The organism is Streptomyces sp. NPDC002092, from assembly GCF_053593775.1.
The window spans coordinates 339,335-352,934 of the sequence record NZ_JBSFDG010000006.1; the positions used below are offsets into that span (position 1 = coordinate 339,335).

A 13,600-nucleotide genomic window follows, 5' to 3' on the forward strand; every position below is an offset into this window, starting at 1 on the left:
GACCGGGGCGGGACTCAGCCCGTCGCGTCCACCAGCGCCAGTTCATGCAGCCGGTCCGGTGGGCCCGGGCGGGCGTAGTACCAGCCCTGGGCCGTGTCGCAGCCCAGTATCCGCAGCTGCTCGGCCTGGGCTCCGGTTTCCACGCCCTCCACCGTCACCGCGAGGTCGAGGCTGTGGGCGAGGGAGACGATCCCTTCGACGATCTTGAGGTCGACGGGGTCCGCCGGGAACTGCTGCATGCTCTGGGTGAAGGAGCGGTCCAGCTTGAGGATGCTGACCGGGAGGCGGCGCAGGTTCGCCAGGTTCGAGTAGCCGGTGCCGAAGTCGTCGAGGGCGATGTCGACACCCATCTCGGCCAGCCGGCGCAGCGGCTTGAGGAGGTCGTCGTCGGCGCCGATCAGCGCCGACTCGGTGACCTCCAGGCACAGCGCGTCCGGGTCGACGCCCGTGCGTTCCAGGATGTCGACGGTGTCCTGGACCAGGCCGGGGTGGGTGAGCTGGCAGGGCGAGAGGTTGACGTTGATGCGCAGGGGGCCCGCATCGTCGTAGCGTTCTCGCCATTCGCGGGCCTGGCGGACGGACTGTTCCAGGACCCAGCGGCCGAGCGGCACGATCAGGCCGGTGTGCTCGGCGAGCGGGATGAAGCGGTCCGGGCCGAGGATGCCGTGCTGCGGGTGCAGCCAGCGCACCAGGGCCTCGGCGCCGCGCACGCTGCCGTCGCCGAGGTGGACCAGCGGCTGGTACTCGATGAAGAACTCGCCCCGGTCCAGGGCCGCCGGCAGCGCGGTGGTCAGGCCGTGCCGGGTGATGGCGCGGGCGTCGGCCTCCTCGTCGGCGAGCTCGAAGCGGTTGCCGCCCGCCGACTTGGCCCGGTACATGGTGATGTCGGCGCTGCGCAGCACCTCCGCCGGGCTGCGCTCGCCCGCCGGGCCCTCGACGATGCCGATGGAACCGCGCACCGTCAGCTCCCGGCCGTCGATGCTGATCGGGGCGATGAGGGCGTTCATGATGCGGGCGGCGAGCTCGTCGACCTCGCGCTCGGTGTCGGTTCCGGTGGTCAGCGCCACGAACTCGTCGCCGCCGAGCCGGGCGACCATCTCGCCGGGCGCGGTGGCACACCCCTGCAGCCGGTCGGCGACCTCGACGAGCAGCCGGTCGCCGGCCGCGTGGCCGAGGCTGTCGTTGACGGTCTTGAAGCCGTCCAGGTCGAGGTAGCACAGGCCGTAGCGCTGGCCCCGGCCGGCGCCCAGCGCCTTCTCCAGGCGTTCGAAGAAGAAGGTGCGGTTGGGCAGGCCGGTCAGCGCGTCGTGCGTGGCCTCGTAGCGCAGCCGCAGGTTGAGCAGCCGACGCTCGGTGGTGTCCTCCATGAGGGCGAGCTGGTACTGCGGGTCGCCGTCCGCGTCGCGCAGCAGGGAGACCGTCAGGTTGGTCCACAGGACCGTTCCGTCAGGCCGGTAGAAGGCCTTTTCGACGTGGTAGTGCTCGCGCTCGCCGCGGACGAGTTCGTCGTAGAGCTTCCAGGTCTGCGGCGCGTCCTCCGGGTGGGTCCACTCCTGGACCTTTCGGCCGTGGGCCATCGCGTCCGTGATGCCGAACATGCGCAGCAGGGCGCCGTTGACCTGGAGGATGTTGCCGTCCAGGTCGGCGATGCCGATTCCTATGGCCGCGCCCTCGAAGACCGCGCGGAAGCGGGCCTCGGTGTCGTGCAGGGCCTGCGCGACGACACCCTGCGCCTTCAGGGCGGCCGCGGAGATCGCCTCCTGCTCGGCCAGCGTCCGCTCGCGCAGCGCCTCGGCGAACCCGGCGGCCATGGCGTGCTGCAACCGCGAGGAACGCGCCCGCAGTTCCTCCTGGTCGCCGTCCTCGCCGCAGTAGAGCACCAGATAGGCGTCCACGCAGTCCAGGGTGCGGCTCAGCGCGTCCGGGTCGGTGCAGTGCGCGGCGACGAGGGCGGCACCGACCGCGCGGCCCGCGTCCGCGTCGAGGGTGCGGGTGTGCAGCGCCCGGCTCAACCGACGGGCCAGCGGCAGGAGTTGTTCCTCGAACTCCGGCCTGGTCAGCGACGTCGAGGTCACCGGGAACACGGCCCGGCTCCAGATCGTCGCGAACCTGCGCAGTCTGTCCTGCTGCCCGTCCGGCTCCGCGATCACGCCGTACGCCCCACGCCGGCGAACCCGGAGAAGGCATACGGATCCTCGTCCTCCGGTGCCTCCTGCGGCCGCCACAGCGGCGGCGCCACCAGTCCCGGTTCCACCATGTCGTACCCCTCGAAGAACCGCGCGATCTCGTCGCGCGAACGCATGATCAGCGGATTGCGGATGTCCTTGTACACGTCCACCGCGCCCTCGGCCCGCTCCGCCGGCAGCGGAATGCCCTCGTACGAGGCGTGCGTGAGGACGAGCAGGCTGCCCGGCGCGAGCGCGTCGCGCAACTGAGCCACCGCCTCATAAGGGTCGTCCGCGTCTTCCACGAAGTGCAGTATGGCAACGAGAAGCAGCGCCACTGGCCGGTTCAGGTCGATCAGGCGCTCCACTTCGGCGCTCGCGAGGATCTCCTGGGGCTTGCGGAGGTCGGCGGCGACGACTCCCGTGCCCTCGTTGCCCGCCAGGACCGCCTGGCTGTGCGCGACGGCCACCGGGTCGTGGTCGACGTAGACCACGCGGGCGCCGGGGTCGGCCGACTGCGCCACCTCGTGGACGTTGCCGAAGGTGGGGATGCCGGAGCCGATGTCCAGGAACTGGTCGATGCCCTCGCCGACCGCGAAGCGGACCGCGCGGCGCATGAACGCCCGGTTCGCCTGCATGATCTTCGGGAGTCCCGGCATGAACTCCATCGCCTTGCGGGCCGCCTCCCGGTCGACCTCGAAGTTGTGCGAACCGCCCAGGTAGTAGTCGTAGATCCGCGAGACACTGGGCACCGAGATGTCGATGCTCCGGGGGGCCCAGGCGGGACGCTCCATCTATCTCTCCAAGGCGTAGGCGATCCGGTGTTCGAGCTGAGGCTACTGATCGCCCGCCAACGGGGCGAGCCCAAACGGAAATTGACCGTCCGTTCCCGGTCACTGCCTGCGGCACTTGCCGCATTCGCCCGTAGAAAAGCGGCAAAACGCCAAAGGGTCCGCCCCCTCCGTGCGGTGCGGAGGGGGCGGACGGGGCCGAGCGCGCTGTCCGGTGCAATCAACCCTGGGGAGGTGATGGCTACTTCTTCGGCGCGCCGACCGGCTTTCCGTCGGGCGCCATGGCGTACCAGGTGCCGCCCACGCCCTGACCGTTGGTGTCCCCGGGCTTGGTGTCGCCGGAGAACGTGTACGCGGGCCAGCAGTCGACGGTCATCTGCTTGACGCCGTCGGGCCGGGTGAAGCCCATCAGGCCCTTCTTCTCGATGCCCTTGGTGTCGTCCTTCGAGACGATCCCGACCGCCGGCCACTTCTCCAGGCAGGAACCGGTGCAGTTGGAGATCGGCTTCGGCCAGGCCACGTCCTTCAGGAAGCGGTAGACCGTCATGCCGTTCTTGTCGACGACGATGTCGCCGAGCTTGGGGTCCTTGCGCACGGACAGACCGGGCAGGCTCGCCAGGGTGGCCTTCTTCCCGTCGGGGGCCAGCGCGAACCACTTGCCGCCGACACCCTGACCGGCGACGTCCCCGGCCTTGGTGTCCTTCGCATAGCGGTACGCCGGCCAGCCGCCGATGGTCAGCTGCTTGGTGCCGTCGGCCCGGGTGACCTCGCCGAGCAGCGCCTTGTCGATGCCGGCGCCGGCCGCGGCGTCGTTCGCGGCAACCGGCGGCCAGGCCTTGGCGCAGTCGCCGTCGCAGTTGGACTTGGGCGGTTCGGCGGTGTCCTCGTCGAAGCGGTACAGGGTCATGCCGTTGCCGTCCGTCAGCACCTTGCCGAGCTCGGCGTTCTGGCTGACGGCAAGCTTGCCCGCGGCCGCGGACTGGGCCCCGGAGTTCTGGCCGTCGGCACCGTAGCCATTACTGGGGCTGGCGCTCGCACCGGCACCGGCTGCGCCGACACTGCCGTAACCGCCCGCCGGGGCGGTGGCGCCCACGTTCTGGCTGCCCACCGAGGACGTGCCGCTTTCCTGACCGCACGCCGTCGTCAGCGCCAGTACGGCCGCGGCGCTTGCCATGAGTGAAGCGCTCCGCCAGGAGGTCTTCATCGTCAACTCCCCAATATCGCAAAGGTGTTGCAGCGCCCTGCTGCGTCGCCGCACGAGCATGGGTACGAATGGGACCCGCGGTTGTGTTCAACCGCCTCACAAATTTCTTTTTTGAACCTGGGGCGCCGGGGCAGCGGTTCGCACGTACGTGCGCCTTTTTGTGCGCCGGGGTGCGCGGCGATCAAACCGCCGTGCGGGGAACGTCCCCCGTTCGAGCCAATCGGGGCGCGATACGGCGCGCCCCGGCGCACCAGGGTTCATGATCTTCGGCGTGTATGGACTCGAACCGACTCAAAATGCCTTCGCTGCACGGGCGTTGGCGCGTGGCGCTCCGCGGAACGGGGGGCGATCGGTCGTCTTTTGTCTGCGGACTCGTCGTCGCTCGTCGCGCCCCGCGGCGGAGCCGCAATTCAACACAGCCCCGCGCCCCTTCAGGGCGCGGCTGGCCTGCATGGTGTCTCTGAGCTGGCTCCTGGTGGGGGCGCCGGCCGGCGTCGCATCGGCCGATGCCTGTGCGTATGCCTCCGTCGGGCCGGACGGCACTCAGGCCGTTGCGGTTGCCGGGGACCTCGCCTGGCCGACTCCGCCGGTCTGCCCTGTGCCCACGCCGACGCCGACGCCTCCGCCTCCACCTCCGCCGGCTCCGACGCCCAAGCCCACGCCGCCCGAGCCGAAGCCGCCGCCTCCGGCGCCCGCCCCCGCACCGAAGCCGAAGCCCACACCGAAGCCGGAACCGCCGTCGCCTGCCCCGCCCGCTCCGAAGCCCACGGCACCGCGGCCGCGTGTCACTCCCCCGGCCGCGCCGCCCCCGGCCCCCGGCCCCCCGAGGCCATCGGCCAAGCCAGCACCCCCGCACGCCCAGGCGCCGGTGGCCTATCCGCGCTACCGGGCGCCGGCCCCCAAGTGGTCGCCGCGCGGCGGCCCTTCACCCCTCGTCTTTGTTCTGCTCATCACGGTTCCCGCCGTGATCGCCGTCGCCGCGCTGCGGCCGCGCTGATTCCAGGAGGAATCTCTTGTCGGAATGGCTTGTTCTCACCCTCGCGATGCTGGCCGCCTGCGCCGTGGTGATCATCGTCACCTTCGTACGGCACCGGGCCGCGCCCGAGGACGAGGACCCCAGCGAGACCCCGGACGTCATCGAGTACATGACGATGTGGATCGGTGTGGTGTACGCCATCGTCCTGGGCCTGGCCATCGCCGGGGTGTGGGAGGGGCGCAGCGCCGCCCAGGACCATGTGCAGTCGGAGGCGGTCGCGCTGCACGAGATCTCGGAGCGGGTGCGGGTCTATCCGACCGAGGCCCGTGACCGTATTCGGGACGATGTCAACGCCTATGTCGGACACGTCGTGCACACCGAGTGGAAGGTGATGGACAAGGACGGGCATGTCACCCCACGCGGCGACGAGCTCTTCCAGCGCATCCGCCAGGACGTCACCGACTACCAGCCGAAGTCCGACTTCGAGGCCCAGGCCTACCAGCCGCTCCTCGACCAGGTCACCGCGGCGGACCAGGCCCGCAGCGCCCGGGCCAACTCCATGGGGGCGACCATGCCGGGCGTGGTGTGGTTCGGGCTGCTCGCCGGGGCCGTGATCACCATCGGCATGGTCTTCGCGCTGCAGATCCGGCGCACCATGCGCGAACTGGTCCTGGCGGGACTGTTCTCCGCCCTGATCGCGTTCCTGCTCTTCCTCATCTGGGACTTCGACGCGCCTTACACCCGCGGCATCACGGCGTCGGCGGCACCCTTCCTCAACCTCTTCCCGCACATCAGGGGCTGACGGGCGGGCCGTCACACGACGGGCCACCCGGGGACAGGGCGCCACGCCGCCGCCGTCCCCTGGGTGGCCCACATGTTTGCCCCATTCGCCCTACAGCGATCGCGCGATCGGACACCCGTTCCTAGCGTTTCGGTTATCGAGGTGCATTCAAGCCCCACAGCGGAACGGGTCCGCAACTGCTCCTCGGGGACCGGAGGAACCACCATGCGCGCGATACGCATTGCTTCGGCCGCTCTGCTGGGCATCAGCGCCCTCGCTCTCTCCGCACCCGCCGCCGTCGCACGGGACGACGGGCACAACATCACGCCGTTCGGCTTCAGTGTGCTGCCGTCCACCGCAGCGGCGGGCAGTGAGGTCAAGCTGCATGTGAACCGGGACGGCGACTGCAAGGGGCCTGCGAGGGTGACGTCGGTGGTGTTCGACACGGTCGTCATTCCGGTGGGACGGTCCTGGGCGACGGCGGTGGTGGACCGGGACGCGAAGCCGGGTGCGGTGTATCAGGTGACGTTCTCCTGCGACGGCGCGAGCGGATCCACGGATCTGACCATCGTGGGCGGCCGCCCGCACCACCCGACCCCGGTGCCGGTCGACCCCATTCCGGTTCCGGCTCACCCCCACCGGGGTGTGCACGCCGGTGTGGGCGGCAGCATCGCCGGGTTCGACCTCAGGGAACTCGGCATGGGTCTGGCCCTCATCATGGGCTCGGTCGGCGCGGCGTTCCACCTCTCGCGCCGCCGCAGCGGCGAGGAAGGTGCCTGACAAAGGGCCATCGCCCCGGTTCCTGTGGGGGAATCGGGGCGAGGGCCCTTCAACGTGCGATCTCCTTCACGGACTTGACCGGCGGTCCGCTTTCCGAAGCCGATGTGCGGTCCGCTCTCCGAAGAAGGGGAGGTCAGATCCGCTTCTCGGACCTGCGGCGCAGCCAGAACGCTCCGCCGGCGAGGACGGCCGCGGCCACGAGCCCGCCGCCGATGGCCACGTCGGTCGGCGTCGCCCCGGTGGAGCTGCCGCCGCCGAACCCGCCCTGGACACCGCCGATGACGGTGAACGCGGCGGGATTGGTCAGGGACTTGCCGCCGCAGGTGACGGTGATGGGGTGCGTACCGTTTCTCGCGTCCCGGTTCACCGTGGCGGTGCCCCGCGCCGTGTTGCTGCCCCCGACGGTCATCAGTTGCGTGCTCGGAAACGCGTCCGAGGTCGCGGTGGCTCCGCCCGGGCAGCCGTCGACGGTGATGGTCAACTGCCCGCCGCGGGCGATGACACTGGGCAGCGCGACGATGTTGCTGGGGTTGAAGTTCATGCCGTCCCGGGCGACGGCCGCCGGTGCGGCGAGGCCGAGCACGGCGACCGCGGCGGCCGAGACCGCCAGGGCACGATGACTACTCATGTGATCCTCCGCGGAAGGCGCCCCGGGTTCCGTCCCCGGCAATGTCGGCGAGAAAGCGCCTCCCAGAAAGACAGTCAGATGCACTGCACGTGCCCGCATTTCGGGGATGGTCCGTCCTGGTGAGAGGACACGCCGAGCAATAAGCAGATAATCACATATATCCGCAGGTCACGGACCGTCAGAAATTCCCTGTCCACGGCAACTCGGATGGCGCACCCCCCTCGGGCGTGCCACCCGTTCGCATCCGCCCCGTCGCCGGTTTCGCACAGGCCATTTAGCTTTGCGTCATGCGCGATTGACGCGGCGACTGCCTCGTCGAGAGGGGAAACGAATGTCTGCGTCCGAACTGGCCGAGCTGGCCGAAGAGGAGGAGCGACGGAAGAAGCGCGCCCCCTGGGGTGTCATAGCGCTTGTGCTGCTGACCGGCATCGCCCTCATTCGCAACGGTTCGGGGGAGTTCGACGTGGGTCCGCCGCAGCCCGCCACCGCGGCGGCGGCGGACACCCACGCCCCCGCCGCCGTCGCCGCCGGTGCCGTCCAGCCGCTGCCGGCCTCCCCGCCCGACCGGGTCAGGATCCCCACGATCCGGGTCGACGCACCGGTGTTGCCGGTCGGCCTGGCCGCGGACGGCTGGGTCGGGGCGCCGCCCCCCGAGGATCCGAACCTGGCCGGCTGGTTCACGGGTGCCGTCACCCCCGGCGAGAAGGGCACCGCGGTGGTGGTCGGCCACGTCGACAACAAACAGGGCCCCGCGGTGTTCTACAACCTCGGGGCGCTGAAGAAGGGAAATCGCGTCGAGATCGCCCGCAAGGACGGAAAGACGGCCGTGTTCGAGATCTACGGCATCGAGGTCTTCGAGAAGAACAACTTCCCCGGCGACCGCGTCTACGCCTCCAAGGGGGCCCCGGAATTGCGGGTCATCACCTGCGGCGGCGGTTTCTCCAAGAAGCACGGCTACGACGGGAACGTCGTCGTCTTCGCCCGCCTGGTCGAGGTCCGCTGAGCGTGCCCCGGCCCGGCGGGCGGGCGGAATCCGGCTATGCGTGCCGCCGTCTGGGCACAGTGATGTGGTAGCCGGATTCCAGCAGGTGCGGCAGATAGCGGCGCAGGGCCCGGACGCTCTGGGAGCGGTTGCCCCCGGCGTCGTGCGAGAGCACCACGACGCCGGGGGCCGCTCCGTCCTCGACCCGGTCGACGATCGTGCGGGTGCCGGGAGTGGTCCAGTCGAGGGTGTCGACCGTCCAGGCCAGGGGCTCCATGCCCATCTGGGCGCCGAGTTGGAAGGTCGCACGGTTCCAGGCGCCGTAGGGTGCGCGGAACCACAGGGGCCGCTCGCCGTAGGCGTTCTCGATGACGTCGCTGGTGCGTTCCATCTCGGAGCGGATCTGGGACCGCTTCAGACGGGTCAGCAGAGGGTGGGTCCAGGTGTGGTTGCCGACGATGTGGCCGTAGTCGGCCATGCGGGCCAGCAGGTCCTGGTTGTCGACGGCCATCTCCCCGCACACGAAGAACATGGCGCGGACGTCGTACTCGGCGAGGGTGTCCAGGATGTGCGGGGTGTAGCGGGGGTCGGGCCCGTCGTCGAAGGTCAGCACCATGGTGCGACCGCGTCCGCGCACGCGCAGGAACGGCTGGTGCCGTACCCGGGTCCTGCGGGGTGCCGCGCGCACCTGCTCGTACCCGGTCAGCGGCTGGAGGCGGTAGTCGGACGGCTCGAGCGCATGGCTCTCCTGAGGGGCGGGATCGGGGCCGGGCGCGGGAGCGACGGGCCGAGCCGTCTCATCGCCCCCGCCCGACGCGAACACCCCGGCGGCACCGGCCGCGCCCAGAGCGGCGGCACCCGCGATCAACACCCGGCGCCTCGTGAGCAACTGATCCTTCTTCATGACTCATCAGTCGCCCGAACCGGGACCGACGGCCCCTCACGACACCGCAGCGGCGGCAGGAAAACACACGCCCGGCCCAAGCCGCCGGGCGTGTCCCGGACGGGCAGGGTAACGACGGCCCGCGCGGTCGAATTCGCTTTCCTCCATGGGCACGTCGCCGGTACGGTCGGGTCCGTGCAGTGATCTCCCGCGCGGCGTCCCGGATGCCGCAGAAGCGAACCGGTCCGTCCTCGTGTCCGCGGCCCTCGGCTGTCGGCCGTCCACGCTTCCGCTCAGAGAGATCACCGATATGCCTGCGCTTCCTCCTGCTTCCGGCGACACCCCCGAGGCCACCTTGGCGGCCTTCGTCGCCCGGGCCGCTGCCGACCCCGGAGTCCTCGGGCTGGTCCTCAGCGGCTCCCAGGTGCACGACGGGATGCCGACCGTCCACTCCGACCACGATCTGCACGTCGTGCTGCGCGACCGCGACGCCTCGCCGCTCAGCGGGCTCGACGGGTTCCGCTCGGCCCATCTGGACCTGGTGGTCATCACGCTCGCCGAGTTCCGCCGACGCGGACTGCCAGGCGACCCGGCGGCCTTCAGCCGGTACTCGTACGTCCACGCACGGGTGCTCCTGGACCGGCTGGACGGCGAGATCGCCGCCGTACTCGACCGCAAACGGACCCTGCACCCCGACGAGGCGCACACCGCCGCGGCCGGCTGTCTCGACGCCTACGTCAACCAGACCTACCGCTCCCTGAAGAGCTACCGCGACGGCCGCGAGGCGATGGGGCACCTCGATGCCGCCGAGAGCGTGCCGTACGCGCTGGAGGTGCTCTTCGCCCTGCACCGGCGGGTACGCCCGTACAACAAGTACCTGCAGTGGGAGCTGGAGCGGCAGCCCCTCGGCGACGACCGGTGGAGCGCCGGACGGCTGCTGCCGGTGCTGCGCCGCATCCTGGCCGACGGCGATCCGCACACCCAGCGGGCCTTGTTCGGTGACCTCGCGCGGGCCGCGCGGGCCGCAGGGCACGGCGGGGTCCTCGACTCCTGGGGAGACGACCTGCGGCTGCTGCTCCCGCCGCGGCCCTGAGCGGTCAGCGGCGGCGCACCAGCGGGAACGGCAGCGTCTCACGGATCGTCAGGCCGGTGAGGAACATGACCAGCCGGTCGACGCCGATGCCCAGGCCCCCGGTGGGCGGCATGGCGTATTCGAGGGCGTCCAGGAAGTCCTCGTCGAGTTCCATCGCCTCGGGGTCTCCGCCGGCGGCGAGCAGTGACTGGGCGGTGAGGCGGCGGCGCTGTTCGACCGGATCGGTCAACTCCGAGTAGGCGGTGCCCAGTTCGGTGCCGAAGGCGACCAGGTCCCAGCGCTCGGCGAGCCGAGGGTCGCTGCGGTGCTGGCGGGTCAGCGGCGAGACGTCGGTCGGGAAGTCCTTGTAGAAGGTGGGGAGCCGGGTCTTCTCCTCCACCAGGCGTTCGTACATCTCGAGTACGACATCGCCACGGCCGTCCTCCGGCTTGTACGGCACGTCGGCGCGGTCGCACAGCCGGTGCAGCACCGGCAGCTCCGTGTCCGCGTCGACCTCCTCCCCCAGCGCCTCCGAGATCGCGCCGTGCACCGTCTTGACCGGCCAGGCGCCCGAGATGTCGTACTCCTGGCCGTCCTTGCGGGCGATCGGCGCGCCGAAGGCGGCGATGGCCGCGCCCTGGATCAGTTCGCGGGTGAGGTCGAGCATCACGTCGTAGTCGGCGAAGGCCTGATAGGCCTCCAGCATCGTGAACTCGGGGTTGTGCTTGTAGGAGACGCCCTCGTTGCGGAAGGTGCGGCCCATCTCGAAGACCTTCTCCAGGCCGCCGACGCACAGCCGCTTCAGGTACAGCTCGGGGGCGATGCGCAGGTAGAGGTCGAGGTCGTAGGCGTTGATGTGAGTCGTGAAGGGGCGTGCGTTGGCGCCGCCGTGGATCTGCTGCAGCATCGGGGTCTCGACCTCGAGGTAGCCGCGGCTCAACAGGCCCTGGCGCAGGGCCTGTACGGCGGTGGAACGGGCCCGGATCACCTGGCGGGCCTCGGGGCTGGAGACGAGGTCGAGGTAGCGCATGCGGACCTTGGCCTCGGGGTCGGCCAGGCCGCGGTGTTTGTCGGGCAGCGGGCGCAGGCACTTGCCGATCAGCTGCCAGGAGGTGACGAAGACGGTCGGTTCGCCCTTGTCGCTCACGCCGGCCCGGCCGGTGGCGGTGATGTGGTCGCCGATGTCGGAGTCGGCGGTGAAGCGGTCCAGGGCAGGCCCGGAGTCCGCGCGGGTGAGGGCGAGTTGGCGGTCGCCCGACCAGTCGCGCAGGGTGACGAAGACGATGCCGCCGAAGTCGCGCAGCAGCATGACGCGGCCGGCGACGGTGACCTGCTCGCCCTCGCGGACGTCGGCGAGGGCGTGGGTGCGCTGCGGGATGCCGACCGGGTAGGGGTCGATGCCGTCGGCGCGCAGCCGGTCGAGGGTGCGGTGCCGGATGCGGACCTGTTCGGGCAGGCCGGCATGGGGCTCGCCGGGCCCGGCCTCGCCCCCTCCGTCGAGGCCGAGCGCCGACAGCGACGGCAGGCCCTCGGTGGTCGCGGGCCTGGACGCGCCCTTCGGGTGCCCCTTTCCCCAGAGTTTGCGCAAGGACGGTACCGAAACGAAACCTTCGGCGATGCCGGAGGCCAGCCCGATCCGGGCGAGGGAGCCCGCCTCGCCGTAGCAGATGAAACGCGGGTACCACTCCGGCTGGTACTTGGCGTTGGAGCGGTACAGCGCCTCCAGCTGCCACCACCTGGAGAAGAACAGCAGCAGGCGGCGCCACAGGCGCAGCACCGGTCCGGCGCCGATACGGGCGCCCTCCTCGAAGGCCGAACGGAAGACCGCGAAGTTCAGCGAGATCCTGCGGATCCCCAGCTTCGGTGCCGCCTCGCACAGTTCGGCGACCATGAACTCCATGACGCCGTTGGGGGCGCTGCGGTCACGGCGCATCAGGTCCAGGGAGACGCCGTCGCGGCCCCAGGGCACGAAGGAGAGCAGCGCGAGGAGGCGGCCGTCCTCGCTGAGGGCTTCCACGAGGAGGCAGTCACCGTCGGCCGGGTCGCCAAGGCGGTCCAGGGCCATGGAGAAGCCGCGCTCGGTCTCGGTGTCGCGCCAGGCGTCCGCCTTGTCGATCACCTCCTCCATCTCCTCGTCGGTGAGGCTCGCATGGCGGCGGATGCGGCAGTGGGCGCCGGTGCGGCGCACCCGGTGCACGGCCTGCCGGGTGACGCGCATGTCGCGGCCGTCGAGGTCGAAGTCGGGTACGTACAGGATCGCCTCGTCGCCGAGTTGGAGCGCGCCGAGGCCGGCGCGGGCGAAGGCCTTGGCGCCGTCCTCGGAGGCGCCCATCACGGCGGGCGCCCAGGCATGCCGGCGGGCCACGTCCAGCCAGGCGGCGATGGCGTGCGGCCAGGCCTCCCGGTCCCCGACGGGGTCGCCGCTGGCGAGGCAGACACCGGCCTCGACGCGGTAGGTGACGGCGGCCTTGCCGCTGGGCGAGAAGACGACGGCCTTGTCGCGGCGGGTGGCGAAGTAGCCGAGGGAGTCCTGCTCGCCGTAGGCCTTCAGCAGGGCGCGGATACGGGGCTCCTCGTCGCCGTGCAGGGCGCCTTCCAGGCGTTGCGAACGGAACAGGGTGGTGGCGGCGTTGAGCAGGGCGAGCGCGCCGAACAGGCCGAGCAGGAAGAACAGGGCGCGGGGCGGGCGGCCGTCGAAGGAACTGCTGGAGACCAGGCCGCCGCAGACGCGGTTGGCGGCCCACAGCAGGTGTTGGCTCTCGGGCAGGGTGCCGGGGAAGAGGGCGACCAGGCCCCAGCCGACGAGGATGCCGACGGCGATCCCGGCCAGCAGCACCCCCAGGGCCCGGCGTACGGCGGCGCGGCGGGAGGCGGCGTAGAACTCTTTGCGGGCGACGATCAGCACAGTCAGGGCGAGACCGCACAGGACGAGGGATGGGACGGACTCCAGATACAGGCCCAGCACCACGCCGAGGATGTCGTCCAGGGCGAGCAGACCGAGGTAGACGACCACCAGCCACCAGGCGATCTTCTTGCGGGCGGCGATCGCGGCGGCGAGCAGGAAGAGGAAGACGGCGTAGGCGAGATTGGCACTGGCCGGGACGATGAGCTCGTCGAGGAAGCGGACCACCGGGCGCAGCACGATGCGCAGCGGAGGGATGAGGGCCAGCAGGCCGCACAGCAGGCCGAGGGCGCCGAAGAAGGCCGCGAAAGCCTCGGGCACCTTGCTCATCGGACCGCTGCCGGGCGGCCGTATCGGGCCCGGGGGGTCCTTGGGCGGGGAGGCCTCCGCTGTGGCACTCATGGTTCCGACTGTAGGAAGGGCTCGGCCGCCTCGC

10 protein-coding genes are annotated in these 13,600 nt (G+C 70.9%); 4 read left to right on the plus strand and 6 right to left on the minus strand.

Annotated elements, in window-relative coordinates:
• Positions 1–14: 14 nt before the first annotated feature.
• From ACWCRD_RS16595 to ACWCRD_RS16605, 3 genes are all read right to left on the minus strand, one after another.
• A complete protein-coding gene (locus ACWCRD_RS16595) occupies positions 15–2,150 on the minus strand; it encodes a putative bifunctional diguanylate cyclase/phosphodiesterase (protein ID WP_450966514.1) in 2,136 nt (711 codons plus the stop codon).
• Positions 2,147–2,959, minus strand: coding sequence for an SAM-dependent methyltransferase (locus ACWCRD_RS16600; RefSeq protein ID WP_450966515.1), 813 nt, complete (start codon positions 2,957–2,959; stop codon positions 2,147–2,149). The genes ACWCRD_RS16595 and ACWCRD_RS16600 overlap by 4 nt, the downstream gene beginning before the upstream one ends.
• A gap of 238 nt (positions 2,960–3,197) precedes the next feature.
• On the minus strand, positions 3,198–4,160 hold the full coding sequence (locus tag ACWCRD_RS16605) for an SCO0930 family lipoprotein (RefSeq protein ID WP_450966516.1): 963 nt from the start codon (positions 4,158–4,160) through the stop codon (positions 3,198–3,200).
• Between the two features lie 1,013 nt (positions 4,161–5,173).
• Here ACWCRD_RS16605 and ACWCRD_RS16610 point away from each other — a divergent pair.
• A complete protein-coding gene (locus ACWCRD_RS16610; RefSeq protein WP_450966517.1) occupies positions 5,174–5,938 on the plus strand; it encodes a bestrophin-like domain in 765 nt (254 codons plus the stop codon).
• A 204-nt stretch (positions 5,939–6,142) separates the two neighbouring features.
• Complete coding sequence (locus tag ACWCRD_RS16615; RefSeq protein WP_450966518.1) at positions 6,143–6,697, plus strand: hypothetical protein; 555 nt, start codon at positions 6,143–6,145, stop codon at positions 6,695–6,697.
• A 133-nt stretch (positions 6,698–6,830) separates the two neighbouring features.
• Here the strand turns inward: ACWCRD_RS16615 and ACWCRD_RS16620 are convergent, their stop codons facing one another.
• Positions 6,831–7,325 carry a hypothetical protein gene (locus ACWCRD_RS16620; protein ID WP_450966519.1) on the minus strand — a complete coding sequence of 165 codons (495 nt, stop codon included), beginning with the start codon at positions 7,323–7,325 and terminating at the stop codon, positions 6,831–6,833.
• 331 nt (positions 7,326–7,656) lie between these two features.
• Between ACWCRD_RS16620 and ACWCRD_RS16625 the strand changes: the two genes are divergently transcribed.
• Positions 7,657–8,328, plus strand: coding sequence for a class F sortase (locus ACWCRD_RS16625; RefSeq protein ID WP_450966520.1), 672 nt, complete (start codon positions 7,657–7,659; stop codon positions 8,326–8,328).
• A gap of 34 nt (positions 8,329–8,362) precedes the next feature.
• Here the strand turns inward: ACWCRD_RS16625 and ACWCRD_RS16630 are convergent, their stop codons facing one another.
• A complete protein-coding gene (locus ACWCRD_RS16630; protein WP_450966521.1) occupies positions 8,363–9,211 on the minus strand; it encodes a polysaccharide deacetylase family protein in 849 nt (282 codons plus the stop codon).
• Positions 9,212–9,500: 289 nt separating this feature from the next.
• Between ACWCRD_RS16630 and ACWCRD_RS16635 the strand changes: the two genes are divergently transcribed.
• The gene (locus ACWCRD_RS16635; protein WP_450966522.1) at positions 9,501–10,283 is read left to right on the plus strand and encodes a hypothetical protein; all 783 of its coding nucleotides are present in this window, start codon (positions 9,501–9,503) and stop codon (positions 10,281–10,283) included.
• A gap of 4 nt (positions 10,284–10,287) precedes the next feature.
• On the opposite strand, the gene lysX is transcribed toward ACWCRD_RS16635, so the two are convergent.
• Positions 10,288–13,566 (minus strand): bifunctional lysylphosphatidylglycerol synthetase/lysine--tRNA ligase LysX, encoded by a 3,279-nt coding sequence (gene lysX / locus ACWCRD_RS16640; protein WP_450966523.1) that lies wholly within the window; start codon positions 13,564–13,566, stop codon positions 10,288–10,290.
• Positions 13,567–13,600 lie beyond the last annotated feature (34 nt).

Bases quoted from the DNA above. Each gene is read 5' to 3' on its own strand.
- ACWCRD_RS16600 (WP_450966515.1), bottom strand. From the start codon at position 2,959: ATGGAGCGTCCCGCCTGGGCCCCCCGGAGCATCGACATCTCGGTGCCC.
- ACWCRD_RS16605 (WP_450966516.1), bottom strand. From the start codon at position 4,160: ATGAAGACCTCCTGGCGGAGCGCTTCACTCATGGCAAGCGCCGCGGCC.
- ACWCRD_RS16615 (WP_450966518.1), top strand. From the start codon at position 6,143: ATGCGCGCGATACGCATTGCTTCGGCCGCTCTGCTGGGCATCAGCGCC.
- ACWCRD_RS16620 (WP_450966519.1), bottom strand. From the start codon at position 7,325: ATGAGTAGTCATCGTGCCCTGGCGGTCTCGGCCGCCGCGGTCGCCGTG.
- ACWCRD_RS16625 (WP_450966520.1), top strand. From the start codon at position 7,657: ATGTCTGCGTCCGAACTGGCCGAGCTGGCCGAAGAGGAGGAGCGACGG.
- ACWCRD_RS16630 (WP_450966521.1), bottom strand. From the start codon at position 9,211: ATGAAGAAGGATCAGTTGCTCACGAGGCGCCGGGTGTTGATCGCGGGT.
- ACWCRD_RS16635 (WP_450966522.1), top strand. From the start codon at position 9,501: ATGCCTGCGCTTCCTCCTGCTTCCGGCGACACCCCCGAGGCCACCTTG.
- lysX (WP_450966523.1), bottom strand. From the start codon at position 13,566: ATGAGTGCCACAGCGGAGGCCTCCCCGCCCAAGGACCCCCCGGGCCCG.